General features: G+C 58.4%; 26 protein-coding genes. 9 read left to right on the top strand and 17 right to left on the bottom strand.

Features of this window, described 5'->3' with window-relative positions; genetic code table 11:
• Positions 1 to 140: 140 nt before the first annotated feature.
• Entirely contained in the window at positions 141 to 1157 is a 1017-nt protein-coding gene (gene galE, locus ACW9IR_RS06585) for a UDP-glucose 4-epimerase GalE (protein ID WP_150694576.1), read from the bottom strand.
• Positions 1158 to 1547: 390 nt separating this feature from the next.
• On the opposite strand from galE, the gene galU reads away from it, so the two are divergent.
• Both galU and ACW9IR_RS06595 read left to right on the top strand, forming a co-directional pair.
• Positions 1548 to 2381, top strand: coding sequence for a UTP--glucose-1-phosphate uridylyltransferase GalU (gene galU, locus ACW9IR_RS06590; RefSeq protein WP_007910549.1), 834 nt, complete (start codon positions 1548 to 1550; stop codon positions 2379 to 2381).
• 29 nt (positions 2382 to 2410) lie between these two features.
• The gene (locus tag ACW9IR_RS06595; RefSeq protein ID WP_457462281.1) at positions 2411 to 2815 is read left to right on the top strand and encodes a mannose-1-phosphate guanylyltransferase; all 405 of its coding nucleotides are present in this window, start codon (positions 2411 to 2413) and stop codon (positions 2813 to 2815) included.
• 142 nt (positions 2816 to 2957) lie between these two features.
• Here the strand turns inward: ACW9IR_RS06595 and ACW9IR_RS06600 are convergent, their stop codons facing one another.
• The 8 genes from ACW9IR_RS06600 to ACW9IR_RS06635 form a co-directional block, all read right to left on the bottom strand.
• Complete coding sequence (locus tag ACW9IR_RS06600) at positions 2958 to 4088, bottom strand: GDSL-type esterase/lipase family protein (protein WP_457462283.1); 1131 nt, start codon at positions 4086 to 4088, stop codon at positions 2958 to 2960.
• 219 nt (positions 4089 to 4307) lie between these two features.
• Positions 4308 to 5354 (bottom strand): acyltransferase family protein, encoded by a 1047-nt coding sequence (locus ACW9IR_RS06605; RefSeq protein ID WP_457462285.1) that lies wholly within the window; start codon positions 5352 to 5354, stop codon positions 4308 to 4310.
• A 12-nt stretch (positions 5355 to 5366) separates the two neighbouring features.
• Positions 5367 to 6470: a hypothetical protein gene (locus ACW9IR_RS06610; protein ID WP_016986717.1), complete on the bottom strand. Its 1104-nt coding sequence runs from the start codon at positions 6468 to 6470 to the stop codon at positions 5367 to 5369.
• Positions 6461 to 7693: a phosphoribosylaminoimidazole carboxylase gene (locus tag ACW9IR_RS06615; RefSeq protein ID WP_457462287.1), complete on the bottom strand. Its 1233-nt coding sequence runs from the start codon at positions 7691 to 7693 to the stop codon at positions 6461 to 6463. The genes ACW9IR_RS06610 and ACW9IR_RS06615 overlap by 10 nt, the downstream gene beginning before the upstream one ends.
• The gene (locus ACW9IR_RS06620; protein ID WP_134177040.1) at positions 7690 to 8802 is read right to left on the bottom strand and encodes a polysaccharide pyruvyl transferase family protein; all 1113 of its coding nucleotides are present in this window, start codon (positions 8800 to 8802) and stop codon (positions 7690 to 7692) included. Before ACW9IR_RS06620 ends, ACW9IR_RS06615 begins: the two co-directional genes overlap by 4 nt.
• A gap of 15 nt (positions 8803 to 8817) precedes the next feature.
• Positions 8818 to 9900 (bottom strand): glycosyltransferase, encoded by a 1083-nt coding sequence (locus ACW9IR_RS06625; protein WP_457462290.1) that lies wholly within the window; start codon positions 9898 to 9900, stop codon positions 8818 to 8820.
• A 40-nt stretch (positions 9901 to 9940) separates the two neighbouring features.
• Complete coding sequence (locus tag ACW9IR_RS06630; protein WP_110720568.1) at positions 9941 to 12169, bottom strand: polysaccharide biosynthesis tyrosine autokinase; 2229 nt, start codon at positions 12167 to 12169, stop codon at positions 9941 to 9943.
• 39 nt (positions 12170 to 12208) lie between these two features.
• A complete protein-coding gene (locus ACW9IR_RS06635) occupies positions 12209 to 12649 on the bottom strand; it encodes a low molecular weight protein-tyrosine-phosphatase (RefSeq protein WP_077573818.1) in 441 nt (146 codons plus the stop codon).
• 293 nt (positions 12650 to 12942) lie between these two features.
• Here ACW9IR_RS06635 and ACW9IR_RS06640 point away from each other — a divergent pair, with 293 nt between their 5' ends.
• The gene (locus ACW9IR_RS06640) at positions 12943 to 13899 is read left to right on the top strand and encodes a cellulase family glycosylhydrolase (RefSeq protein ID WP_457462293.1); all 957 of its coding nucleotides are present in this window, start codon (positions 12943 to 12945) and stop codon (positions 13897 to 13899) included.
• 202 nt (positions 13900 to 14101) lie between these two features.
• A complete protein-coding gene (tal, locus tag ACW9IR_RS06645) occupies positions 14102 to 15028 on the top strand; it encodes a transaldolase (protein ID WP_038362268.1) in 927 nt (308 codons plus the stop codon).
• A gap of 216 nt (positions 15029 to 15244) precedes the next feature.
• Here the strand turns inward: tal and rssC are convergent, their stop codons facing one another.
• Positions 15245 to 15727, bottom strand: coding sequence for an anti-sigma factor antagonist RssC (gene rssC, locus ACW9IR_RS06650; protein ID WP_003226553.1), 483 nt, complete (start codon positions 15725 to 15727; stop codon positions 15245 to 15247).
• The gene (rssB, locus tag ACW9IR_RS06655) at positions 15727 to 16908 is read right to left on the bottom strand and encodes a two-component system response regulator RssB (RefSeq protein ID WP_095050481.1); all 1182 of its coding nucleotides are present in this window, start codon (positions 16906 to 16908) and stop codon (positions 15727 to 15729) included. Before rssB ends, rssC begins: the two co-directional genes overlap by 1 nt.
• 275 nt (positions 16909 to 17183) lie before the next feature.
• On the opposite strand from rssB, the gene ACW9IR_RS06660 reads away from it, so the two are divergent.
• Complete coding sequence (locus ACW9IR_RS06660) at positions 17184 to 17483, top strand: PilZ domain-containing protein (protein ID WP_095121067.1); 300 nt, start codon at positions 17184 to 17186, stop codon at positions 17481 to 17483.
• Positions 17484 to 17535: 52 nt separating this feature from the next.
• On the opposite strand, the gene ACW9IR_RS06665 is transcribed toward ACW9IR_RS06660, so the two are convergent.
• Positions 17536 to 18225 (bottom strand): MlaA family lipoprotein, encoded by a 690-nt coding sequence (locus ACW9IR_RS06665; RefSeq protein WP_095121066.1) that lies wholly within the window; start codon positions 18223 to 18225, stop codon positions 17536 to 17538.
• 198 nt (positions 18226 to 18423) lie between these two features.
• Between ACW9IR_RS06665 and ACW9IR_RS06670 the strand changes: the two genes are divergently transcribed.
• Both ACW9IR_RS06670 and ACW9IR_RS06675 read left to right on the top strand, forming a co-directional pair.
• Positions 18424 to 19044, top strand: coding sequence for an HAD family phosphatase (locus ACW9IR_RS06670; protein WP_150708077.1), 621 nt, complete (start codon positions 18424 to 18426; stop codon positions 19042 to 19044).
• A 108-nt stretch (positions 19045 to 19152) separates the two neighbouring features.
• A complete protein-coding gene (locus ACW9IR_RS06675) occupies positions 19153 to 19416 on the top strand; it encodes a DUF4404 family protein (RefSeq protein ID WP_095121064.1) in 264 nt (87 codons plus the stop codon).
• Between the two features lie 172 nt (positions 19417 to 19588).
• Here ACW9IR_RS06675 and queF read toward each other — a convergent pair whose 3' ends face one another.
• Positions 19589 to 20419, bottom strand: a complete 831-nt coding sequence (queF, locus tag ACW9IR_RS06680; RefSeq protein ID WP_110720566.1) for an NADPH-dependent 7-cyano-7-deazaguanine reductase QueF — start codon at positions 20417 to 20419, stop codon at positions 19589 to 19591.
• Positions 20420 to 20480: 61 nt separating this feature from the next.
• Positions 20481 to 21008, bottom strand: a complete 528-nt coding sequence (copI, locus tag ACW9IR_RS06685) for a copper-resistant cuproprotein CopI (protein ID WP_110720565.1) — start codon at positions 21006 to 21008, stop codon at positions 20481 to 20483.
• A 168-nt stretch (positions 21009 to 21176) separates the two neighbouring features.
• On the opposite strand from copI, the gene ACW9IR_RS06690 reads away from it, so the two are divergent.
• Both ACW9IR_RS06690 and ACW9IR_RS06695 read left to right on the top strand, forming a co-directional pair.
• Positions 21177 to 21857: a heavy metal response regulator transcription factor gene (locus ACW9IR_RS06690; RefSeq protein ID WP_110720564.1), complete on the top strand. Its 681-nt coding sequence runs from the start codon at positions 21177 to 21179 to the stop codon at positions 21855 to 21857.
• Positions 21857 to 23206 carry a heavy metal sensor histidine kinase gene (locus ACW9IR_RS06695; protein WP_457462299.1) on the top strand — a complete coding sequence of 450 codons (1350 nt, stop codon included), beginning with the start codon at positions 21857 to 21859 and terminating at the stop codon, positions 23204 to 23206. Before ACW9IR_RS06690 ends, ACW9IR_RS06695 begins: the two co-directional genes overlap by 1 nt.
• Positions 23207 to 23259: 53 nt before the next feature.
• On the opposite strand, the gene ACW9IR_RS06700 is transcribed toward ACW9IR_RS06695, so the two are convergent.
• From ACW9IR_RS06700 to ACW9IR_RS06710, 3 genes are all read right to left on the bottom strand, one after another.
• Positions 23260 to 24504 (bottom strand): lipoprotein-releasing ABC transporter permease subunit, encoded by a 1245-nt coding sequence (locus ACW9IR_RS06700; protein ID WP_034156425.1) that lies wholly within the window; start codon positions 24502 to 24504, stop codon positions 23260 to 23262.
• A 63-nt stretch (positions 24505 to 24567) separates the two neighbouring features.
• Positions 24568 to 25266, bottom strand: a complete 699-nt coding sequence (lolD, locus tag ACW9IR_RS06705) for a lipoprotein-releasing ABC transporter ATP-binding protein LolD (RefSeq protein WP_095121059.1) — start codon at positions 25264 to 25266, stop codon at positions 24568 to 24570.
• A complete protein-coding gene (locus ACW9IR_RS06710) occupies positions 25259 to 26509 on the bottom strand; it encodes a lipoprotein-releasing ABC transporter permease subunit (RefSeq protein WP_038362244.1) in 1251 nt (416 codons plus the stop codon). Before ACW9IR_RS06710 ends, lolD begins: the two co-directional genes overlap by 8 nt.
• Positions 26510 to 26516: the final 7 nt, after the last annotated feature.

Raw genomic sequence — 26516 nt, forward strand, 5'->3', positions numbered from 1 at the left:
GTTGTTCTTTCACAGTCTTACCCAACTGATAAAAGTCGAACGGCAGGTTTATATCTACGGACTTGCAAAAGGCATTGCCAGTGTAATTTCCCGACGTTATCTAACAACCTGACTGAAAATAACATTGGACTAAATGGCCATCATCGCGAGTAGCCTTGGGGATGATTCGATTGCCAGCGCCAAGTGTCAGTGACCATGTCCTGCAAGTTGCGCGTGGCTTTCCAGCCAAGTTCCTTCGCAGCCTTGGAGGCGTCGGCCCAACTCTCGGCGATATCCCCGGAGCGACGCGGCATCATGCGGTACGGCACCGGTTGCCCACAGGCCTGCTCGAAGGCGTGGAGCACCTGCAGCACGCTATAGCCGTCGCCGGTGCCGAGGTTCCAGGTATGAATGCCTGTGCGCTCGGAGATCGACTGCAAGGCCTTCAAATGCCCGTCGGCCAGATCGACGACGTGGATGTAATCGCGCACGCCGGTACCATCGACAGTCGGGTAATCGTTGCCGAAGATCGACAACTCTTGCAGGCTGCCGACCGCAACCTGGCTGATGTAAGGCACCAGATTATTCGGAATGCCGTTGGGGTCTTCGCCCATATGGCCGCTATGGTGGGCGCCGATCGGGTTGAAGTAGCGCAGCAAGGCGATGCTCCAGCGCGGCTCGGCCTGGCTGAGGTCGCGCAGGACATTCTCGACGATGAGCTTGGACTGGCCGTAGGGATTGGTCGGGTTGCCAGTGGGGAAATCCTCGCGGATCGGCATCTGCTCAGGCTCGCCATACACCGTGGCCGACGAGCTGAACACGAGGCGAAACACCCCTGCCGCCGCCATCGCCTGGCACAGGTTGATGCTGCCGCTGACATTGGTTTCGTAGTACTCGAGCGGCTTGCGCACGCTCTCGCCGACCGCCTTCAGGCCGGCAAAATGCAGTACCGCTTCGATGTTGTGCTCGCGGAAAATCCGGTCGAGCAGTGCCCGGTCACAGACATCGCCGCGGATCATCCAGGCACTCTTGCCGCAAATGCCCTCAACGGCGTGCAACGCGGCTTCACTGCTGTTGCAAAGATTATCCAGTACAACAACTTCATAACCTGCTTCAAGCAATGCAAGTGTGGTATGCGAGCCGATATAGCCGGCACCACCCGTTACCAGAATCTTCATAGTGCTATCCGTCTTTGGATGAGTGACAAGTAGCGTGTCAAGCCTGTTTTATTGAAGATGTGTCACAATCCACACAAACAGGCGACAACAACCGAAAACAAAACTAGTTCAATGACTGGCAATAAATATTTTTGCAGGTCACACTGTATTGCTTGGTACTTATTAGCACTCCCTGTGCACTCATCACTATCAACAGATACCGACTAAAAATAACTAATAACGCACTTACCGACATCTCATAACATTGTCGTGTTTTACCGCCACTGGCATTTGCCATTAATAACCTGACTCAGGTATTAAAGTAAGCCTTCAATCCAACATTGAACTTGCACGCCCTTTATTAGTGCGCGCATCTGTCGCCTGTGTTCCATGACTGTCCAGGATACTTTTATGATTCGTAAATGTTTGTTCCCCGCTGCCGGCTATGGCACGCGTTTCTTGCCGGCTACCAAAGCCATGCCGAAAGAGATGCTGCCAATCGTCAACAAGCCGTTGATCGAGTACGCCGTTGAAGAAGCGCGGGACGCCGGTCTGCAACACATGGCCATCGTCACCGGTCGCGGCAAGCGTGCGCTGGAAGACCATTTCGACATCAGCTACGAACTCGAACACCAGATCCGTGGCACCGAGAAAGAGAAATTCCTCGCCGGCACCCGCGAGCTGATCGACACCTGCACCTTCTCCTACACCCGTCAGGTGGAAATGAAAGGTCTGGGCCACGCAATTCTCAGCGGTCGCCCGTTGATCGGCGATGAGCCGTTTGCCGTGGTGCTGGCTGATGACCTGTGCCTGAACCTCGAAGGTGACGGCGTGCTCACCCAGATGATTGAGCTGTACAAGAAATTCCGCTGCTCGATCGTCGCCATCCAGGAAGTCCCGGCCGACCAGACCCACAAGTACGGGGTGATCGCCGGCGAGCTGATGTCCGACGGCATCTATCGGGTCAACAACATGGTGGAAAAACCGGCCCCGCAAGACGCGCCGTCGAACCTGGCGATCATTGGCCGCTACATCCTCACCCCGGACATCTTCGACCTGATCGCCGACACCCAACCGGGCAAGGGCGGCGAGATCCAGATCACCGACGCGCTGATGAAACAGGCACAGAACGGTTGCGTGCTGGCCTACAAATTCAAAGGTCTGCGCTTTGACTGCGGTGACGCCGAGGGTTACTTGCAGGCGACCAATTTCTGCTACGAAAACGTTTATCTCAAGGGCCGCTGAGACGGCTCCCTTCACCCAACGAGGCCACCATGAACATTGCACAACATTCCGTAGAGTTTGAACGCGAGGTGGGTAACCTCGGGGTGATGAGCTGGCTGTCGCGCCATCAACCGTTGCCCAGCGCCAACGAAACCTGGCTGGGCACGATTCTGCTGGTTGAGCGGATTGGCGTGTTTCCGGCGTCCGGTGATATCCGCCGGCCGTTGCGCGATCCGTATCCGCTGCTCACGCATTTGAAAAAGCTGTATGGCGAGCAGGCGTTGGAGATGGATGACCGTGATGGTCTGAAAGTGATCTTCAGCGACTGGCGTTTTCGCGTGCGGATTTGCTGCAACGATCCGGCGATCATCATCAACGTTGAGACGCGCTGCGATACGCGGCTGATGCCGCAGAAGATTGCGGAGTTGCTCGAGCAAGTCGACGCCTTCGAATAACTCCCCTCACCTGATCGTTCCCACGCTCTGCGTGGGAATGCATCCAGCGACGCTCTGCGTCACCCAGCGAAGGGACGCGGAGCGTCCCGGGCGGCATTCCCACGCAGAGCGTGGGAACGATCACCGCTCTGGGGTTTGCGCGTTATTTAGGGGCGGTGTCGCAACGATCCTTGGCGCCCATGATCCAGCCATAAAAGTAATCGGCAATGACCTTCCCGCCCGTGGCCGGCACCGGGTGAATCTTGTCCGGGCCAATCATCGCCGCCGCGTAGCGTTTGACGTCCGGCCCGAACGCACATTGCAGGTTGGCATACCCCAGATGCTGCTCGCGCGCCCACGGCTCAAGCACCTGCGCATACGCCGACATCGGATACGCACTGGAGCGCGTGGTGTCCTGGCGCATGATCAGGTTGATACTCGCCTGCGGCTGAATCTCACGCAGCATGCCCACCAGCCCCTGAACGTTCTGCAGATACTCCGCGGGCTTAACGCCGAAACCCTGATCATTGCCACCGAGCATGATCAGGTAAACATCAGCGGGGATCTTCGACACGGCAGCTTTCCACTGCACCTGCCATTGCGGGTCCTGGTGATAGAAATCCGCAGAAGCCGCACCGGATGCCGCCAGTTTCGAGACCCGCACGCCGTTCTGCTCGTTGCTCATCCACAGGCCGAACAACGTCGGCGCGCCCTTCACCACTTCCAGTTTGAAGGACCAGTCTTTCGCTGCCGAGAGGCCTGTCAGTGGCGCTTCCTGAACGCCCGAACCCTCAAGCTTCAACGGTTGCCAATCTTGCGCGGGCGCCCAGCGGTAGCGGATCTCGCTGGATTCACCGTTGCCCAGATAAAGCAGTTTCGCCTGAGTGACCGCCGTATCGATGCGCGGCGAAGGACTCGCATCCACTTGCAACCATGCACCGGGACGGCCTGTCACCGTGCGACTGTCCGGACTCGCCTGGCCCAGGTCTGAAACCTTCCAGTCGCCGCCAAAGTATTTGTCACTGCTGCGGGTGTATTTGAAATGCGTGCCGCCCAGCGCCGCGCCGTGGTTGAAACCAACGTAGCCGGGCCCGGCAAAACCGACCTCGCCGGCCACGCGCTGCACCAGTTTGTTCAGGTAGAAATCCTGCCCGGCGCTGTAGCTGTCGCCGATCACCGAGACCGACAATACCTTGCCAGCCTTACCTTCACGCCACTGCGCGAATCGCTCGCGGGCGTCGCCCACCTCAACCACCGACGCTGCGACGGGTTGCGCGTCATCTACTGCCAACATGCAAAATTTTCCTTCAGTCTGAAATGGCCCACTGGATGCTTGGGTGTACAGAGATCAACTGTAGGAGTGAGCCTGCTCGCGATAGCGGTCTATCCAATACAAATGCATTGACTGACACAACGCTATCGCGAGCAGGCTCACTCCTACATTTATCGCGGTCATCCGCTAAATCTGTGTACACCAAGAAAATTTGTGGGAGCGAGCTTGCTCGCGAAGCTTTTAGCTGTTTTGCGTCTGCACCACAGGGACGATGGGCGCCACCGGTTTCTTCTTCGCCACCCGCTCACCAAGGAACAACACAGAGGTGAAATTGAACCGGCTGAAAATCATCGACAACACCACCGGCCCAAGCAAGCCACAACTCAATCCACCGAGCACCAGCAAACTCTCATCCTTCACCCCCAACCGCCCCAGCACAAACCGCGACGTCGCCGCGAACAGCACATGAAACAGGAAGATCGCATAGGAATAACCACCGAGCCACGTCAGCGCCTTCGAGCGCACATCACTCGACAACAACGCGATGCAGGACACACAACCCACGGTCAACCCGATCAAACTACGACGATCAACAATCAGCTCGCGATCAATCGCCGCGACATACAACAGCGTCAGCGAGATCACCACAAACACCAACGGCCCGATCACCTTGAAGCGCTGCTTCAACGCGTCGACGTTCTCTTGCCCAATCATCCCCGCCACGAAAAACGGCAACAGGTAAATCGCGCCGTTAATCCCGAACGCATCGAACTTGAATGGCGGCAACAGAAACAAAACAGCCGCAAACGCAAACAGCCCATACAACCGCGTCGCCGAACGCAGCATCCCGCGCCACTCCAGCAGCCCGACGAACATGAAAATGATGAACACCGCCTGCAGGAACCAGAAGTGGTTGATCGGCACCCAGAACGACAACAACGCGTCGAGCACGCCGACATCCTTGTTCACCCCCGGCCCCACCGCTTGCAACACCGAGAACGGTACACCGACGCAAAACAGCGGCACGATCAAGCGCCGCACCTTGCCGCTGAAGAACGCGGAAAAGTCATTGCCGCGAATTTTGTAGATCGAATAGATGTACCCGGAGATGAACGTGAACAGCGGCATACGCACGTACACCATCGAATCGGCGATCACCCGGAACGGCGAGCCGATATCGATCTTCAACCCGCCACCCAACGGCCCGATGACGTGATAGAGCACCAACAACAGGCACGCCAGACCACGCAGGGTTTCAATCTCCAGGGACTTTTTCTTGCTCGACATAAAGCACCTGCCTCAATTCAGAATTCTTGATTCAACCTGCACCGGTTTGTTCGCCCGCAGCATCAAGCCCAGGCCAACGAACAACACCGGCACCACCATCGAGAAGTGCCGGGCGAAGGAGCCGAAGTCCGGCTCGAACAGCCCTTGCACCAGCAGAAACGCCAGCGGAATCGCGATCAGTTCCTTGGGTTTGGTCTGGATCGGCGCGCCTTTGTAATCGGTCGAAGTGATGACTTTGAACAACAGCAACGCGGTCATGATCATCAACGCGACGAAGATCACCTGGCCTGGCCCGGAGAGCAGAATCAGCTCCACCGGAAACGACAAGCGAAAGAAGATGATCATCGAGTCCAGCGCTTGCGAAACGAAGTCGCTGCCGCTGAGCCACGACACGATCAGCGATTTCGAGCCCTCCTCGCCCGCCGTGCGCAGTTCGTTGTTACTGGCGCGAATCGATGACACCGGGAAGCCCAGAGCGAGCTGGATCGACATCGCCACTGCCAGATAAAACAGGAACAGCATCAGGAAGAACGTCGTGCGCGACACGTATTTTTTCATCACGCAGACGCCGACCCACGACAACGAAAACAGAATCCAGTAAGGCCGGATCAGCACGCCGTAAATCACCGCCGAGAGAAAAAAACCGCCGCGATATTTACGCGTCAGCGAGCTGAGCAAAATGCTCAACACCGCCACCGACACAATGATTTCCTTGGTCAGGTTCTCCAGGAAGAACGAGCGCACAATGCCCCACAGACACAGCGTGCCGAAGATCGCCAACGGCATGCGCCGAAACACCACCACCGGTATCGCCGTGAGGAAAAAATTGCAGAACATGCCGTAAGCCCAGGCATTGGTCAGGTTGATCCCGGTGGGCCGCAGCAGGAATGCCGAACACTCGTAGGACGAGCGATCCGGCGAGAACGGGTTCCAGAAGTTGCAGTTGTCAGCACGCGCGTAAGACGACCACAAGGTCATCGCATCCGGCCCCGGATCACGCGGGATCAACAGCGGCATGGCCACCGACAGAAACAACCCTGTGAAGAGGATCAGGAACGAGACATACGAATCGAGTCTCTTGCCACGAAACTCGATGCACGGCAGCTTCAGGCCCATGACACGGCAGCCTTCTTCGCACCGGTCACGCGGGTCAGTACGGCGATTACACCGAGCTGCACGATGATCGCGAAGACGTTGCCCCACGCTGCGCCGTAGATCGAATAGTGCTTGATCAGCACCCAGCTCACCGGCACTGAAACCAACAGGCAGATCGCCGCGCTGGCGAGCGATACGCGACTGTTTTTCGAGGCAATCAAACCGCCCCAGACGATGTCGCCAATCGCGCGCAAGGCGAAGGAGAAAATCAGTACGCCGAGGATCGCGTTGTCCGGGCGCGGAACGCTGGTGGCGACGTAATCGAGCACCACGTTGAAAAACACATAGATCGCCACCGCCACCGCCGCCGACACGATAAGCGAGCGCATGACCCACTTGTTGATGAACAGTTGCTTGACCGTGAACGCCTGCTGATCAGCCTGAAAACGCTTGGCCAGCACCGGAATCCCCACCACCGCCACCACCGCATAGGACAACGCTTGCAAAGTGTTCGCCGCCGACCACGCGTACACATATTTACCGAGGCTGGCGTAGGGTTCCAGGTCGATGATCAGAAAGCGCTCGGCGTACTGACTCAGCGCGATCAGTCCAGTGCCGAGGTAGAACGGCAACCCGGCCTTCCAAACGGTGGCCGTGGCCAACGTGCCGGCGACTCGTCCCTTGTGCACGTTCACCACGATCAGGTAACCGGCGATGATCACCAGCACGTTGGCGGCGACCCACAGCCACAACACACTGGCGATTCCCGACACCCACCCGAGCATCATCCCGCCCACTGCCAACACTGCCCACAGGCCGGTCTTGATGAAGAACAGCAATGCGCCCGCCGTGGCTTTCTGCGCGGAAAACACGAACGAGTTGATCTCGAACGACAGGTGTTCGGTGAGCAACACCAGCGTCACGCAAAGGATCAGCGCGGCCGGCGCTTCAACTGTCTGAAACAGTGAATAAATCAGCACTGTCACCACCGACAGCACCAGCCCCACCGCCAGATACAGCAGCAAAACCTTGTCGACCACGCGCCGCGAACTGCCGCCGACGCTGATCAACCGATTGATCTCGGAACTGAAACCGACGCTGTAGAACTTCGACGCAATCAGCGATGCTGCGACCACCACGCCGTAAAAGCCCAGTGCCTCATAGCCGAGGTAATGGGTGATCGCCAACACCAGCAAAAACTTCGCGCCCAAGGCACCGCCGCGAAGCAGTAGCCGAAATATCATCGAACGACACCTTTGATGATCTCGTCCATGGCCACGGTTTTCGCTTCGATTTCACGGCAGGTATCGGTCAGGCGCTTGCCGAAATCCGACAATGCATTCGGCGCGTAAACCGTGTTGATGATGGTGTCGACATTGATGTCGCCGCCGTTGATCACCCAGTCCTCGACGCCCATGTCCTGATAGGCGCCAAAGCCTTTGCGTTCATAGCTGATGTGGTACGCCGGAACGCCGGAAAGCAACGACTCGATAGCGCCGTGCAAGCGTACGGAAATCACCAGGTCCGGTTGGTATTTGGCAATCGTCGCCTTCAGCGACAACAGGTCTTCAGTGATACCCAGCTCGCGATAGAACGCACCGTCATCGTTGCCACGCACCGCGCTCTGTACGGCGCAAACCACTTTGCTTTTGTTCTTCAGGCGCTGCAGCAGCACTTTCAGATTGGCCACGTAAGCGACTTTCTTCTCCTTGCTCCACTCCGGCGGCTTGCGCAGCACTACGCAGACCGTGGCTGGCGACGACGCGCAGCGGGTGAATTTTGCTTGCTGAAGGATTTTGCTCGCCAGCGATTGCACCGCCAGATCCGGCGCGCGGTAGACGTTGGCGCAGGCATCGAAAATCGCCGAGGAGCGGTTGTCACGGACGAATACCGCATCGGCGCTGGCGTAGTGCTCGACGATCTTGCTGCTCTCGCCGTGGAACGGGCCGATGCTTTGCGGTAGGTACACCGACGGCACTTTGCTGAGGATCGCGGTTTCCAGTTGCTTGGCGTGGCCGAGTTTCAGCTTGATGTGCTCGAAGGCACTTTTCGAGCGCATGTAACCGCCGCCGACACCGACGATCAAGTCGGTTTTCTTCAGCAGTTCCGCCAGCCCGGCGTAGGACTGATTGAGGAACACCGCTTGCTTGACCCGGCCCAAACCCTTGGCCGCCATCACCGGCGCGTCGAATCGCGGGTGCGGCAAGTAGCTGAAAGAGTCCGGATCGGAAGCGACCACGCTGATCGCCGTGTCTTCGCCAAAGTTGCGCTGCACCAGCGCAATGGCGAGGTCGACGAGCAAACCGTCACCGGAGTTGGACGCACTGTAGCCATGCAAAATCGTTACGTTCATATGCTTGAGTTCTACTTAAAAAGTGGGAGCGCGGTACAAGTCGTAGGTCTGGCGAATCATCAACGCGGCGCTGAAGCGCTCGCGGACAATGCTCCGACCTTCGTTACCGAGGTCGAGCAGGCGCGGTTTCTGGATGATCGTCAGCACGTCGGTCAATGCCTGGTGATCACCGGACGGGAACACATAACCGGAGACCTCATTGGTGACCAGTTCCGGCAGCGAGGTGCAATTACTGGCGATCACCGGCAAGCCCATGGCCATGCCTTCCAGCGGCACCATGGCGAAACCTTCCCAGCGACTTGGCACGATCAGCGCATCGGCTTTCTGGTACAGCGCCTGCACTTCGCTCGGCGTGCCCCATGGCAGGTATTCAACAGAGTCCATCGGTGGGCACTCCACCGCGTCCTCGTTCACCGCGCTGCCAACCACGGTCAGCTTCAAGTCTTTGCGCTGCACGTTGGCGAAGGCCTTGAGCAGCACGTCGAAGCCTTTCTGATAATCGAGACGACCGACGAAGAGCAGATGAATCGGCTCGGGACTCGCCGCTTTCGGCGCGTCATCCTTGCGGTGAATGCCGTTGTAGATCAGCTTCATGCGCTTGCGCTCGATGCCGAAGCGCGCGGCTTTGTCGAGTTCGTACTGGCTGACGCAAATGATCACGTCGGTGACTTTCTGCAGTACTCGCTCGATCCACGCATAGACTTTCTGCTTGGTCGGCGAGCTTTCCATCAAGAACGAAAACGCGTGTGGGCAGTAGACGATTTTCGGCTTGCGCCACGGTCGCAGCAGCACACACACGCACCGGCCGATGACTCCGGAAAAGGTGCTGTGCAAATGCACCACATCGGGTTTTTCCTTGAGCATGACCTGGGTCAGGCGCCAGGCGAAACGCAGCAACGACGGCACATTGCGCCCGGTGCGCGGGAAGGTGCGGATCTGTTGCGCACCGATGCCGTGCAACTCTTTGGCCTGATCATCCGGAACCAGATACACCAGTTCGTAGTTCGCCGCATCGCCTTCAGGCGAAGCCGAAATCGTCCGGATCACCGTCGCGACGCCACCTTTGATCGTCTCTGCCACGTGCAGTATTTTCTTCACAAATCACCCACTTCAAACAGGAAAAAACAGTCGCTGACAGTCAGGATTTGTCGGACGCGTATTCGTAGTTGTAATAACCGTTGCCGCCGTTGCCGTAGTAACTGGCCGCACGCTTCTCGACGCCGTTGAACACCGCGCCTTTCAACTCGATGCCGTTCTGCGCGAAGCGGCGGATGGTCAGTTCGATCTCTTTCGCCGGGTTCACCCCGAAGCGCGTGACGATCAGGCTGATCCCGGCTTCACGGCCAACGATGGCCGCATCAGTCACCGCCAGCAGCGGCGGCGTATCGATGATCACCAGGTCGTAGCGTTCGCTCAGTTCGGCGAGCAGCTCGCGGAAGTTGGCGTGCATCAACAGCTCGGACGGATTCGGTGGCACCTGACCGCGACTGATGAAGTGCAGGTTGTCGATTTCGACTTTGTTGATTGCCTGGTCGATGCTGCAGCGCTTGACCAGCAGGTCGGACAAGCCGTTGGTGATCGGCGTGTTGAGGGTTTTGTGCAGGTGACCTTTGCGCATGTCGGCATCGATCAGCACCACGCGCTGACCGCTCAAAGCCATGACCGCCGCGAGGTTGGACGAGACGAAGGTCTTGCCCACTTGCGGGCTCGGCCCGGAAATCATGATGCGGTTGTTGGTCGAATCGAGCCCGGCGAAGTGCAGGCAGGTGCGCAGGCTGCGGATCGATTCGATCGACAGGTCGGTCGGGTTACGCAGGGCCAGCAGGTATGCCGGTTTGTCGACACCGTCGCGGGCGCGGCCTTTTTTGTTGTCTTCTTCATCCTGCAAGGCGCTGTACGGGATCGACGCGTACACCGGCAAACCGAGTTGTTCGATGGCTTCCGGGCCTTCGAGACCCCGGCTCAGGGATTTGCGCAGCAGCACCAGAGCGACGCCGACGAAGGCGCCGAGGAAGGTAGCAATCAGCACAATCAGGGCTTTTTTCGGTTTGACCGGGCTGGTCAGGTCGACATCCGCCGCATCGACCAGACGCACGTTACCCACGGCACCGGCGCGGACGATGTCCAGCTCCTGGGATTTGTTCAGCAACTGCGTGTAGATCTGCGAAGCGACTTCGACATCGCGGGTCAGGTTGAGCAATTCCTGCTGTGTCGCGGGCAGATCGCCGACTTTGCCTTCCAGCGACTTCTGTTGCTGGGTCAGTTCGCCAATCTGGCTCATCAAGGCGCGATAGGCCGGGTGCTGTTTGGTGAACTTGCGGTCCATCTCCGCCTGCTGCATTTTCAGCTCGGAGATCCGCGTTTCCAGCGCTACCGACTGACCGAGCACCGACTGGGTTTCCAGCGAGATGTTCACGGTCTTGCCGTGGGTCTGATAGGCGTTCAGCGCATCGCTGGCCTTGGCCAGATCACGTTTGACCTGCGGCAACTGGCTCTGCAGGAAGGCCAGACTCTGCGCCGCTTCCGCCGAGGTGCGGCGCACGTTCTGATCCACGTACAGCGCGGCGATCTTGTTGAGAATCTTCACCGCTTCAGCGGCGTCGCTGCTGGCCAGCGCCAGTTTGATAATCCCCGATTCCTTGCCCTGCTCGGAGATATCCAGTGCATCCTGATAACCCTGAATGGTCACGATTCGCGGGTTGCGCACCACCTCGAAACGCGTGCCGGGGTTGGCCAGCAACTGGGTGATCTGCCCTTCTACACCGTCCTGCGCAAACGCTTCACCGGCGACGCCTTCGACCAGCAGGTTGTCGTTGTCATCGAGCAACTGGAAGTGCTTCTGTTCGCCGGCGATCAGGGTGAGTTTCTTGCCCAACAGTTCTTTCGGCAGATTGAGCCGGGCGAACTCCAGACGCTCACCGCCCCAGGCGTAACTGTTCAGGCCGAAACGCGGTGCGGCGACGCTGGTCTCGGTCTCGCCGCGATAACGCCGGGCGAGAAAGCCGCCGATCATCGGGAAGGTATTGGGGGTGACATCGATGTCCAGGCGCAAGTCGTCGACAGTTTTGCCGATCACCGCGCGGGATTTGATGATGCCGATTTCGGTCACCGACGGCGATTGCCCACCGAGCATGCTGTTGAGGTCGGAGAACCCGAGCATGTCGTTCTTTTTTGGCTCGACCTGCACCAGCGCATTCGCCAGGTACACGGGCGTGGCCAACACTGCGTAGGCCACACCGGTAACCATGAAGGCGCCGGTGAGCGCGCCGATCAACCATTTCTGGTCGATCAAACTGCCGAATATGCCGAGAAGATCAATACTGTCTTGATCATTGTCGCGAGTGCCGATGACGGACGGTAACTGCATAAGTCTGTTCTTACCATTCATTGATCTGAAGAATATTCATCAACGCGCGAGGCGTTGTGCCCATGAGCTAACAGCATCTTCAATCAATGCATGGGCATGAATAAAAGCGGCCTTGCCTTGACGATACGGATCTTGTATTTCGCGCTCGCTCTGCCACTTGCCGAGCAGAAATACTTTGCCCCTCGCATGAGAGGCAATCTTCAATACTTGATTAACATGCTGTTTTTCCATCACCAGAATCAGGTCTGATTCATTGACGATGTCTGCGGTCAGTTGCCGTGCGATGAAGCCTTCGGCGTTATGGCCATGGTCTTCCAGCACTTGCCGGGCGGACGCTTCGACGCCCTCGCCAACCCGTGCCGACAGGCCTGCGGAGGAGACGGTGATCGCTGAGGGGGCCAGCGCGTTACGCAGCATCAGTTCTGCCGTCGGACTACGGCATATATTGCCCACGCAAACGACAAGGATCTTTCTGAACAAGGTTTTACTTTCCTGTGTAATGTCAAACGGCCAACATCCCGAGAGCAATTTAATGAACCCTCAGATCTTTCTTCACTCGGAAATAGATTCGCCCTGTTAGTACCGAAGCATTAAGTACCACAGCGTTTAAAAGCCCCCCAACCACAATTAGCGGACTAAAAATAACTGTGATTTTCGCGTGATTGTTTTCCGACAAAAAATAACATTCGCGCACTTAGTGCCATCACCTCACTCGAAAATTGAGCAACGAGATCATTTATTCGCAGTTGTCACTTCTCTTCGGGAGAGCAGACATGAAAACAACACATCTCAAAAAACTCGGCGCGTTGGCACTGATGGTGGCCGGGGCTACAACTCAGGCTCACGCCAGCGAACTGTTTCCCAACCTTCCGGCGAAGAACATCGGCGTGCAGGTGAAGATCCAGAACTTCACAGCCGCCGACGCCGCGCAGATCAAATCGGCAGGCTTCGGTTTTGTCCGCTTCGGTGTGTGGAGCGACAGCCTGACCGCCAAGGCTTATCAGAAACAGGTCAGCGACGCCTTTGCGGCGGCGCAATCTGCGGGCCTGCCGGTGTTGCTGACGGTCCGCGCGATCAAGGCGTTGCCCGCCACATCGAGCGCCGAGCTGACCACCGCCGGTGAAGGTTTCGCCAAAGCTGTGACCGGGCTGCAACAGTCGTACAGCGCGCAACTGGTGGCGATCGAGTTATGGAATGAACCGGACCTGGAAACCTATTGGCCGACGCGCAATTTCGACACCACGTTTGTGCCGTTCATGAGCGGTGTGTGCAAGTCGCTGCAGGAGCAACCGCCATCGACGCCGGTGATCGGTTACGGCTTCGCCCGTCCACCCAGCGCAGGCTCGGCTGCGACCGTGGCGCTTAACCGCATCGTCAGCGAATACCCCAAATGCCTGAGCGCCGTGTCCTATCACCCCTATGGCATGACGGCTACGCAGATCAGCAACGCGCAGAACTTCATTCAGCAGAACTTTCATGTGCCCGGAATCATCAGTGAGTGGGGTATCTCGGCACTGGCCTCCAACGGCGGTGCAGAGGGCCAAGCGAGCAAGATCAACGCGTTTATTGGCGATGTTAAAAAACTCAAAATCCCGCTGACCTCCATCTACGAATGGAAGAACAGTGATTCGGGCAGCAACGATCGCGAGAAGAACTTCGGCCTGCTGACCTCTGACGGTCAGCCGAAACCGGCACGTATGTCCGTCGAAGCCCTGTTGAACGCCCAGTAGCGCATGCACAACCGGCCTGTACGCAGGTCGGTTTCTTTGAACCTGTTGGCCGTTTTGGCATCGTATTCATCGATACCGCGCCCCGCCTTTCAAACAATCGTTTTCAGGTTGTTGCCGCAGGGGCCATCGATACACGCACCTACCCTTGAGTGGCCGTCGGCGCTCGGGTAATGTCATCAGACCCATAGGACAGAGCACGCCCATGACTTCCAAGCTGGAACAACTCAAACAATTCACCACCGTTGTTGCCGACACCGGCGACTTCGAAGCGATCTCCCGGGTCAAACCGGTCGACGCCACCACCAACCCTTCCCTGCTGCTCAAAGCGGCAGCCATTCCGGCCTACGCCGAACTGCTGAACGCCTGCGTCAGCGACTGCAAGGGCGATGTCGGCCTGGCCAGCGACCGTTTCGGCGTCGCAGTGGGTCAGGAAATTCTCAAAGTCATCCCGGGCCGCATCTCCACCGAAGTGGATGCACGCCTGTCGTTCGACAAGGACGCCGTGCTGAAACGCGCGCATCGCTTGATCGAGCTGTACGACAAGGCCGGCATTGGCCGTGATCGCGTACTGATCAAGATCGCCTCGACCTGGGAAGGCATCCGCGCCGCCGAAGTGCTGGAGAAGGAAGGCATCCAGACCAACCTGACCCTGCTGTTCTCCTTCGCTCAGGCCGCCGCTTGCGCTGACGCTGGCGTGTTCCTGATTTCGCCATTCGTGGGCCGCATCTACGACTGGTACAAGAAGGCCAACGGCAACGACTACACCGGCGCTGATGATCCGGGCGTACAGTCGGTCACCCGTATCTACAACTACTACAAGGCCAATGACTACAAAACCGTGGTCATGGGCGCGAGCTTCCGCAACCTCAACCAGATCGAGCAACTGGCCGGCTGCGACCGCCTGACCATCAGCCCGGACCTGATCGACAAGCTGGCGGCCGACACCGGTAAGCTGGAGCGCAAACTGGCCCCGGGCAACGCCGGTGAAGCCCGTCTGAGCCTCAACGAAGCGCAATTCCGCTGGTTGTCCAACGAAGACGCGATGGCCACCGAGAAACTGGCTGAGGGCATTCGTCAGTTTGCTCGCGACCAGGAGAAGCTTGAGGCGCTGCTGCAGGCCAAGCTGTGATTTGAGTGGGTGAAATGCAAAAAGGGCGAACCTTCACAGGTTCGCCCTTTTTTCTGTTTGCTGGAAATGTTCAGTGTGCTTGCGGGCGCTATCGCGAGCAGGCTCACTCCTACAAGGGATCTGTGGTCTGATCGCGATTATGTGTCGAATGAATAACCCTGTAGGAGTGAGCCTGCTCGCGATGAGGCCAGCAGGGCCTACCTTCAATTCAGCGGATCAATGCCGCTCGAGAGCATTCACCAGATCATGAAACGCTTCACGATTGGAATCGTTCAGGCCCATGAGGATCTTGTGCGCTTCGAGCACCTTGATCCGCACCACTTCTTCCGACTGGTCCTGATCCGGCAGATCGTCCAGGCACTCCGGGCATGGCACCGGGTGGTTGACGATGTTGAACACCTGCTCGAAACCCATCGATTGCAACAGACGGGTGATGTCTTCGTGGGTGGTGACGACAGTCGGCAGCAGGCCGACCTTCTGCCGCGACAGGATCGACAGTTTGGCCAACAGGCCCAACGTCGTGCTGTCGATGCTGCGGGTTTCGGTCAAATCGATCACGATCGCGTTGAAATTCAGCGCGGTGAAGATTTTCTCAATAGTCGCATCCAACGCCGAACACAGGGTCAGGCGAACTTCACCGACGAATTTCAGGACGAAGGTGCCGTCCTGCTCGGCGAACTGGATTCTACCGGTACTCATTAAAGATTCCTGCTCAACACCAACAGGGCGATATCATCCGGCATCTCCCCTAGCGTGGCCAATCCAAACACTTGCCGCAGACCATCCAGGCTGCCGCCCGCCGACTTCACCCGTTGAGGCAAAGCGGCTTCTTTTTCCTTGAGCGTAGGTTCTGGCAAAAGATCCAGAATGCCATCGGACATCAGCGTCAGGCTGAACGTCGGCGGCAGCTCAAGCACGTGGTCTTCGTAGGTGGCTTCATTGAAGAGGCCCACCGGCAGACCACGCCCTTCGAGATAACGAACACTGTCAGGCGTGTACAACACAGGCAACGGCAGATGGCCGCCGATGCTATAGGTCAACAAACCGGTCTCCTCGTCGATGACTCCACCGACCATTGTGACGTGTTTACCCAGCTTACAACTGATCAGCCCCCGGTTGATATGACCAAGGACTTCCGAAGGCTTGAATTCCGGCAAAGTGCCGTTGCGCTTGGATTCGAACAACAGGCGCGTGGTCATGAACTTCAGCAGCACGGTGACGAAGGCTGAAGAGGCGCCATGACCGGATACATCCGCCAGATAGAAAGCCACCCGGCGCTCGTCGACACGGAAATAGTCGACAAAATCCCCCGACAGGTACAACGACGGGATGATCTGGTGCGCGAACTTGAACTCGTCGATGCTCCACGGGCTTTCCGGCAGCATGTTCATCTGCACCTGGCGACCGGCGTTCTGGTCTTCCTGGAGCAGGTTCAGGCTGGCCTCAAGCTCGCGGTTGGCCTTTTCCAGCTTCTCGCGGTAGCGCTGGTTTTCCACCAGCAGGCGCGCACGATCCAGGGCCCGGCGCACAGAGTGCTCGAGCACAGCCAGATCTTCGAGAGGCTTGATCAGGTAGTCCGCCGCGCCCAGGCGCAGGGCCTCGACCGCGTCGTTCATCACGCCGGCACCCGACACCACGATCACCGGTGTCTGCGGCGACCGCTCGGTGACCTGACGGATCAGTTCGAGACCGCCCATCTGCGGCATGCGCAGATCGCAGATGACCAGGTCGGGCGTGTCTTGCTCGAATACCTGAAGACCCTGTTGGCCGTTGCTGGCCTGCAGGACGCTGAAACCACTGTCTTCCAAATAGGCCGCGAGGCTCGCGCGCACTACTTCGTCATCATCGATTATCAGCAGCGTGGCACTGGTTTTTGGCATGTGGGCAAACGGCGCCAGAATTAGGTTGGCGTAGTTGGCGGGGCATCGGGCCCTGCGCAGACTACTGGATTCGCTTTCTAGCCTCTCTACTGCACCGCTTTCGAGCAATGGCTGCAAACGCGGTTACACCAGAGGTGCCCTTCTAAGGCGCAGACGGTACTCCCATCCGCAGAGCGTTTCAAGCATGCGCCGATGGTCGCTTGACGACTTTACTTGTCAAATCACCGAGAGTTATAAGAACAGCTCAAACCGTAACCCAATGGAAGGACGAACCTATGAGTCAAACCAGTCGGGACTACAGCGAAAAGCGCGATTTCATCCGCATGCGGGTCGATGCCGATGTCGTGTTGATTCATGAAGGCGATGAGGTTTCAGGCGTTTGCATCGACCTCTCCAGCAGTGGCATGCAGGTCGAAGCACCGCGCCAGTTCGCGGTCGGTGATCGTTTGAGCGTGCGCATCGACTCCGATCACGCCGCACTCAGCGGCCTTGAGGCCGAGACCGAAGTGGTGTGGATCCGGCCACAGGATGGCGGCGGCCAGAAGCTCGGCCTGACCATTCTGAAAATGAAATAGCTACACACAAAAAAGGCGACCCTGAGGTCGCCTTTGTCTTTACCGGTCGAGATTAAAAATCGTCTTCGACCTGGCCATCCTTCACTTTGAACTCGCGGTTCTGCAAGTAAGCGTTGCGGATGAAGGTGTACTTGTCGCCGCTGATCAACTTCTCGCTCGACAGCAGGCTGGCGCGGGTGTCGACGATGTTCAGACCGAAGATCGAGTTACGCGTAGGCACGTGGTCGATGTAGCGGTACATCCCGGTGTAGCTGTCGACGTACTTGGAAGGCGCATCGCGCAATGTGCTCGGCCCCATCAGCGGCAGCATCACGTACGGACCGCTACCTACGCCCCAGTAACCGAGGGTCTGACCGAAGTCTTCGTCGCTACGGTTCAGGCCCATCTGGGTACCGACATCGAAGAAGCCGAGCAGACCGAAAGTGGTATTGAAGATCAGGCGAGCGGTGTCGACGCCCGCAGCAGCCGGTTTGGCTTGCAGGATGTTGTTGGCAAGGTTGGTGACGTCACCGACGTTGCGGAACATGTTGTGGATGCCGTCTTCGAGGAACTGCGGCGTGACAAACTCATAGCCCTGGGCCAGTGGTTTCAGCGCGTAAGTGTCAACAAAGTCGTTGAACTGGAAAATCGGGCGGTTGACGCTTTCCCAAGGGTCTTCTTCCGTTGCCGCCTGAGTGGCGAACGGCGCCAGCAACAGGCCGGCACATACACTTAGCTGAGCGAGCGGATAGCTCCAGCGCATAGAAAAACTCCTTGGATATGTACTGTCGCGGGCATCGGGGCCCGGGCATTAAGGCCGCTAGTATAAGCGCAAAAGCCCGTTTGGACAGTCGGCCAATTGTGCAAAGTTGTAGGACGCTTCCCACGCCGCGTTTCACATAGCCGTCACGCAACTGTCACCTGGAGTGACTAGCCTTAGCGCTATTTCAGGGACGTTGCCATGTCACATGCCGAAACCTTGCCCGTCGCCGCGTCCAGCCTGACCGCCGTATTGTTTGGACTCAGCGGTTGTCTGGTGGATTTCGGTGCTCGCGCTCGTCTGAATACCGTTGCCCGGCCCGAATATGCCGAGGCCACGCCAGGCGCGCTCGACAGTCTGCACAGTTTGCAGCGCCAGCAGATTCCCTGTGCCTGGCTGGATGAACTGCCCCCTGCCCTCGCCCAATCGTTATCAAACTCGCTACCTGCCTGGATCAAACCCGCGCAATATTCGGCAACAATCAATCCATGGCCTGCGCCGAACGCTTGCTGGCAGGCCCTGATGGATCTGAACGTCAGCAGTCTGGACGGTTGCGTATTGGTCAGCGGTGAGCCGCGCCTGTTGCAGGCCGGCCTTAACGCCGGGCTATGGACCATCGGCCTCGCCTCCTGCGGCTCGCTGTGTGGCCTGGCGCCGGGCGAATGGCAAGCCTTGAGCCAGAAAGAACGCGAACAGTTGCGTGGCAAGGCAACCGTGCAGTTATTCGGGCTGGGCGTGCATTCGGTCATCGATCACTTGGGCGAACTCGACACCTGCCTGGCGGACATCAGCCTGCGCCGGCTCAAAGGCGAAAAGCCCTGATCGGGATCATGCAGGTTTGCCGGGAGTGGATTAATCTAAAGGTCAGCCATAGACCTTTGGCGCGCGGCTGCGGTCAATGCCAGTGCCTATTGATAAAAGGAAAACACCATGCCCGCCCAAGAACTGCAAAAACAGCTCGATACCCTGCGCGAGCAGCTGGAGCAGAATCCGCCGCTGTCGGAAGCCGAGCGTGAGGATTTGCATGCGCTGATGGCGCAGATTGAACTGGAACTTGAACTCGAAACCAAGACCAACGATTCGAATATTGCCGACGGCGTGAACCTCGCCGTTGAACGCTTTGAAGTTGACCATCCAACCATAGCTGGCACTTTGCGCAACATCGTCAACGCGCTGGGCAGCATGGGGATCTGACTCCCCCCGAAACGCAAAAAGCCCTGCCATCACTGGCCGGGCTTTTTCATTTCAACTTTGGCAATGCATTCCCCTGTAGGAGTGAGCCTGCTCGCGATAGCTGACTGACATTCAACGTTGATGTCGACTGCTACACCGCTATCGCGAGCAGGCTCACTCCTACATTGGGTATCTATTGACGCACCAATCGATGGTTCGGCAGTTGCACGTTTTCAGTGCTGCGATACGGGTTGATATCCAGACCACCGCGACGCACGTAACGTGCAAACACCGTGAGCTTCTCAGGTTTCAGCAACCGCTGCAGATCAAGAAAAATCCGCTCCACACACTGCTCATGGAAGTCCGAATGCTGACGGAAGCTGACGATATATTCCAGCAAACTGGCATGATCCAGCGCCGAGCCACGATACTCCACCACCACTGTGCCCCAGTCCGGCTGACTGGTCACCGGGCAATTGGATTTGAGCAGATGGCTATACACCGTCTCTTCGACAACCCGCGATTCATCGCAACGCAACAGTTCCGGGCGCGGATGCTCATAGTTGCTGACGCTGATATCCAGATCGTCGATGCACACGCCCGGCAGCGCCACGACGCCCTCCGCTTCAACATCCTTCAGGCTGCGAACCCGTACACCCACCGGTTTGCCGGCAGCGGCAGAAAGGTCCTTGACCAGCGTTGCTTCCAAAGAAGTGACGTCGGCAAACGCCGTCTGGTTCAGCGAGTTCAAATACAACTTGAACGACTTCGATTCGATGATGTTCGGCGAATCCGCCGGGATGCTGAACTCGCCGATCGCCACCACCGGTTTACCCGACGACAGCAGCCACGACAGCTCGAAGCAGTTCCAGAAATCCACACCTTTATACGGCAGGGTTTCGGCGGTCAGACCCAGCTCGGCCCATTTCGCGGTGCGCGGAATCGGGAACAGCAGGGACGGCGTGTACGTGGCGATGTATTCGCTGGATTTGCCCAGCGGCGAGTGTTCGGCTGCGGGATGCATGGCGGAAACCTGACTGAATAATCAGCGGATTCTACCAGCCTTTGCCCGCGCCTTTGAGTGCTTACTGACTGACAGTCAGTTTGCCGACCATGCCCGCCTGATAATGCCCGGGAATATTGCAGGCGAATTCCAGGCTGGTGGCCTTGCTGAAGGTCCAGGTCAGTTCGGCTGTCTTGCCCGGTTCGACCAACACACTGTTGGGATCGTCGTGCTTCATGCCGTGGCCCATCGCTGCGTGATCCATGCCGGCCATGCCGTGGGACATTTCCTTCATGCCAGTAGGCGTGAGCATGCCGCTTTGCTGCATCTGCAACATTTCCTGCTGGTGTCTGGCATGCATCGCCGCGTCGCCGAGGTTGAATTCGTGCAGCAATTGGCCTTTATTCACCAGCACAAAGCGAACGGTCTCACCGGCCTTGACCTGAATCGCCTTCGGGTCGAACGACATGTCGTTCAACACCACTTCAATGCTGCGCGAGGCTTTGGCGGCCGGTGCTGGCTGGCCGAAATCATAGGTGTGCGCGGGAGCTGCAAACGCCGTCGAACTCATTGCCAACAAACAGATGGCCAGGGATTGGCGTAAAAACATGGTCGTTCTCCAACAAGATAAGGTTCAGCTTATGGGAAACTTTAGCCGGCCTGCGCTGGCATCTACCTGACAGGCAGATTACAACTTTGTCAGGTTGGCGTTTGACGCCAGCGCTCACGGTATAAAGCTTTCGTGACTACAACACCCCCGAACCCACCCGAGTCGCCCATGAAACTGTTGATCGTCGAAGACCAAGCGAAAACCGGCCAATACCTGCGCCAGGGCCTGACCGAGGCCGGGTTCAACACGGAGCTGGTGGCTGACGGCAACAGCGGCCAGCAACTGGCACTGAGCGGTGACTACGCGTTGCTGATCCTCGACGTGATGCTCCCGGGACGCAACGGCTGGCAGATTCTCCAAGCGGTGCGCAGCGCCGGGCTGGATACGCCGGTACTTTTTCTCACGGCCAAAGACGCCGTGGAAGACAGGGTTCATGGCCTCGAACTCGGTGCCGACGACTATCTGGTCAAACCCTTCGCCTTCTCGGAACTGCTGGCGCGGGTGCGCAGCCTGTTGCGTCGCGGCAGCGCTACACAACAGGAAACCAGTCTGCAACTGGCCGACCTGCGTCTGGATCTGATCCGCCGCCGGGTTGAACGCAGCGGTCAGCGCATCGACCTGACCGCCAAGGAATTCGCACTATTGGAAATGCTTCTGCGCCGCCAGGGTGAAGTGCTGCCGAAATCGCTGATCGCCTCACAGGTCTGGGACATGAATTTCGACAGCGATACCAATGTCATCGAAGTCGCGATCCGGCGTTTACGCCTGAAGATCGACGACGAATTCCCCAATAAACTGATCCACACCGTGCGCGGCATGGGTTACGTGCTCGAAGAGCGTGGCGCCTGATGCGTCGTTTGTCCCTGAGTTCGCGCCTGGCCCTATTGTTTGCCGCCTGCACCGCCGTGGTTTCACTGTTTGCCGGCGTGCTGTTCAACCGCGCCAGCGAGGCGCACTTCATCGAACTCGACCAGCAGCAACTGGACGGTAAGCTGATTGGCCTGCGCCGCGCCTTGCAGGATGTTCAACCCGCGCAACGCGAGGCACGGCTGGCCGATGAGCTGAGTCGTCAGGCCGATCTGTCGCTGCGTATCACCGGCAGTGACGGCCAACGCTGGTACGACAGCTCGACGCAGATTCCCCAGGATTTGCCGCCAGAATCCGGCCTGTCGACCGTGAGTCACGACGGCACCGACTATCGCGTGCTCAACGCCCCGCTCTACCCGGAAAAAGCCGATTCGCCGCAATTGACCTTGCTGCTGGACATCACCCATCACCAGCATTTTCTGCAACGCATGCAGCATCTGATCTGGCTGACGGTCGGGCTGTCAGCGCTGGCCACCGCTTTGCTCGGTGCCTGGGCCGCACGCAGCGGCTTGCGTCCGTTACGGCGCATGAGCGCGGTCGCCCGTGGGATTTCCGCACAATCGCTGAATGCCCGACTGCCCGAAGCGCAAATGCCACCCGAGCTTGCGGAAATGGCCCACAGCTTCAACGCCATGCTCGCACGCCTTGACGACTCGTTTCAGCGCCTCTCGGCGTTCTCGGCCGACATCGCCCACGAACTGCGCACCCCGCTGTCGAACCTGCTGACCCACACTCAAGTCACCCTCACCCGCCCTCGGCCGATCGAGGATTACCGCGAAGCGCTGCACAGCAACCTCGAAGAGCTGCAATGGATGGCGCAATTGGTCAACGACATGTTGTATCTGGCCAAGGCTGACCACGGTTTGCTGATGCCCAAGCGTGAACCGCTGGAGCTGGCGGATGAGACCGATCTGCTGCTGGAGTTTTTTGCGCCGCTGGCGGAGGACGCCGGGGTCAAGCTGAGCCGTGAGGGCAATGCGCAGATCAAGGGTGATCGCAGTATGTTGCGCCGGGCCTTGTCGAATCTGCTGGATAACGCGCTGCGGTTTACCCCGGCTGAGGGCTATGTGAGCTTGCGGATCGTTGATCAAGCGAGCGCTGTGCGTATTTCAGTCAAAAATAGTGGCGAGGGAGTTTCTGCGCAGTTGTTGCCACGCTTGTTCGACCGCTTTTACCGAGCGGATCCGGCGCGGCAGGAAGGCAGCAGTGAGCATGCGGGGTTGGGGTTGGCGATTACTCAATCCATCGTCCGTGCCCATGGAGGGCAGATTCATTGCGAATCCGAAGCGGGATGGACGCGGTTTGTGATTGAGTTGCCCAAGGGAGATTGAGGCCAGCCATACAGACCCCTTCGCGAGCAAGCTCGCGAAGACGGACTTGAAACTCAGGAATATCTCAGCGCGTGAGCCGGCTCGATCTTCGCCGCCCGCCAAGCCGGATATACCGTCGCCAGGAAGCTGAGAATAAAGCCCGCCGAGCAAATCAACAGCACATCCCCACCCTGCAATTCCGACGGCAAATTGCTGACGAAATACACATCCGAACTGAAGATATGCTGCCCGCTGACTCGCTCGATCCAGCCCACGATCTGACTGACATTCAGCGCGGCGATCACGCCCAACACGCCGCCAATGATCGTGCCGACAATACCGATCACCGTGCCTTGCACCATGAAGATCGCCATGATCTGCCGTGGCGTGGCGCCGATGGTACGCAAAATCGCGATGTCCGCGCCCTTGTCGTTCACCACCATGATCAGGGTCGCGATGATGTTGAACGCCGCCACCGCGACGATCATCAGCAACAGCAGGCCGATCATGGTTTTTTCCATTTTCATCGCACTGAACAGACTGCCCTGGGTGTGGGTCCAGTCGTCAGCCTTGAAGTCCGCACCCAAACCGGCGGCGATGTCCGAGGAGACTTTCGGTGCGGCGTACAGGTCTTTCACCGCCAGACGCACGCTCTGCACCTGATTCGGCTCCCAGTGCTGCATGGTCGCGGCGTCTGCGACGTGGATTAGGCCCATTGAGCCGTCCAGTTCGGCGCCAACCTTGAACACGCCGACCACGTTCAGTCGCTGCATACGCGGGGTGATGCCACCCGGCGCGGTGCTGACTTCCGGGACGATCAGGGTGATTTTGTCGCCGACATTGAGGCGGAAACGTCGTGCGGTGATTTCACCAATCACCACGCCGAACTCGCCCGGTTTCAAGGCATCGAGACGGCCCTGCACAATGTGCTGGGCAACGATCGACACCTTGCCTTCCTGCGCCGGATCGACGCCACTGATCTGGATCGGCTGCATCAGGCCCTTATAGGAGAGCATGCCTTCCATCTCGGTGAACGGCACGGCGGCAGTCACTTCAGGATTCTTCATCGCGGCGGCGGCCACTGGCTGCCAGTCATCGATCGGCTTGACGCCAACGATGGTCGCGTGCGGCACCATGCCGAGGATGCGCGAGCTCATTTCGCGCTGGAAGCCGTTCATCACCGACAACACCACGATCATCGCCAGCACGCCGAGGGCGAGGCCGATCATCGAGGTCATCGAAATGAACGAAACAAAGCGATTGCGGCGCTTGGCGCGGGTATAGCGCGTGCCGATAAAGATCGATAACGGTCTGAACATTCGCTGGGGCACCGTATAAAAATAAAAGACCCGACGCCTTTGCAGGCGCCGGGTTTCAGCCAATCAGATGGGCGTCAGGCAACCTTCTTGCAGGTGCAGTACGCGATCCATCTGGCGAGCCAGGTTCATGTCGTGGGTCACCACCAGAAACGCCGTGCGCATCGAGGTGCTGAGTTCCAGCATCAAATCCTGAATGCCTTGCGCGGTGTGGGAGTCGAGGTTGCCGGTCGGCTCGTCGAGCATCACCAGGCCTGGCTTATTCACCAGAGCGCGAGCGATGGCGACACGCTGACGCTCACCACCGGACAGTTCCGAGGGTTTGTGCTCAAGGCGATGGCCGAGGCCAACGCGCTCCAGCAAAGCGGTCGCGCGCTGACGCGCTTCCGGGATCGGCGTCTTGCCGATCAGCAGCGGCATGCAGACGTTTTCCAGCGCGGTGAATTCCGGCAGCAAATGGTGGAACTGGTAAACGAAACCGAGCGCACGGTTACGCAGCAGGCCACGCTTCTTCTCGCTCAGTGCCGACAGCTCTTCGCCGTCGAGCCAGACGCTGCCCTTGGTTGGCGTATCGAGGCCGCCCAACAGGTTGAGCAAAGTACTTTTGCCCGAACCCGAGGTGCCGACGATCGCCACACGCTCGCCCGGGTGCAACTCCAGTTGCAGGCCGGCGAGGACTTCTACCGATTCCGGGCCTTCCTCGTAGGATTTGCCCAGGTTGCGGCAGCTCAAGATTGCTTGTTCACTCATGCCCGACTCACTCATAACGTAGCGCCTCCGCCGGCTGGGTGCGCGCGGCACGCCAGGCGGGATACAGGGTGGCGAGGAAACTCAGAACCAACGCCGCGGCGCAGACCATGACCACATCCTGGCTCTGTACCTGCGACGGAAGATAATCAATGAAATACACGTCAGCATTAAGGAATTTGTGGCCGATCAGGCCTTCCAGTGCCGAGATCGCCGCGCTGACATTAAGCGCCGCGAAAATGCCGACCACCGCGCCAATCGCCGTGCCGACCACACCGATCACCGTGCCCTGCACCATGAACGTACGCATGATCGTGCCCGGCGTCGCACCCAAGGTGCGCAGAATGGCGATGTCGCCCTTCTTGTCGTTGACCACCATCACCAGCGTGGAAATGATGTTGAACGCAGCGACGGCGACGATCAGCAGCAACAGCAGGCCGATCATGGCTTTTTCCATGCGGATCGCCTGATACAGATTGCCGTGGGTGCGCGTCCAGTCGCGGGCGTAGTAATGGTCTTCGCCGAGTTGCTGGGCGATGTTCCATGCTACGCGCGGTGCCTGGAACAGGTCGTCGAACTTCAGGCGAATGCCCTGCACCTGATCAGGCTTCCAGCGGTGCATCTTCGCCAGATCCTGCAGGTTGGTCACACCCAGGTAGCCGTCAAGCTCACCGGCACCGACATGGAAAATGCCGACCACGGTGAAGCGCTTCATGCGCGGGAACATCCCGGCCGGGGTCACGCTGACCTCCGGCGCGACGAAGGTGACTTTGTCACCGATGCCGACGCCCAGCTTGGTCGCGGCCTTGTCGCCGATGACGATGCCGAAGCTGCCCGGCGTCAAATCGTCGAGTTTGCCCTGCTTCATGAAGTTGTCGATGATCGACACGTTGCGCTCGAGCGCAGGGTCGATGGCGTTGAGCAACACCTTGGACACCTGACCGTTATTGGTCAGCAGGCCCTGCATCTGGGTGAACGGCGCAACCGCCGTCACCTGCGGGTTCTGCTTGACCTGGGTCGCGAGGCTTTGCCAATCGTTGAGCGGCTCAGTGGATTCAATGGTCGCGTGGGGCACCATGCCCAGCACGCGGGTGCGCATCTCATGATCGAAGCCATTCATCACCGACAGCACGACGATCATCACGACCACGCCAAGGGCGAGCCCGATCATCGAAGTCAGGGAAATGAATGACACAAAATGATTGCGACGCTTTGCACGGGTATAACGCGTGCCGATAAATACGAAGAGAGGTCTGAACATGTCGGGG

The organism is Pseudomonas sp. SDT291_1_S447, assembly GCF_054070155.1.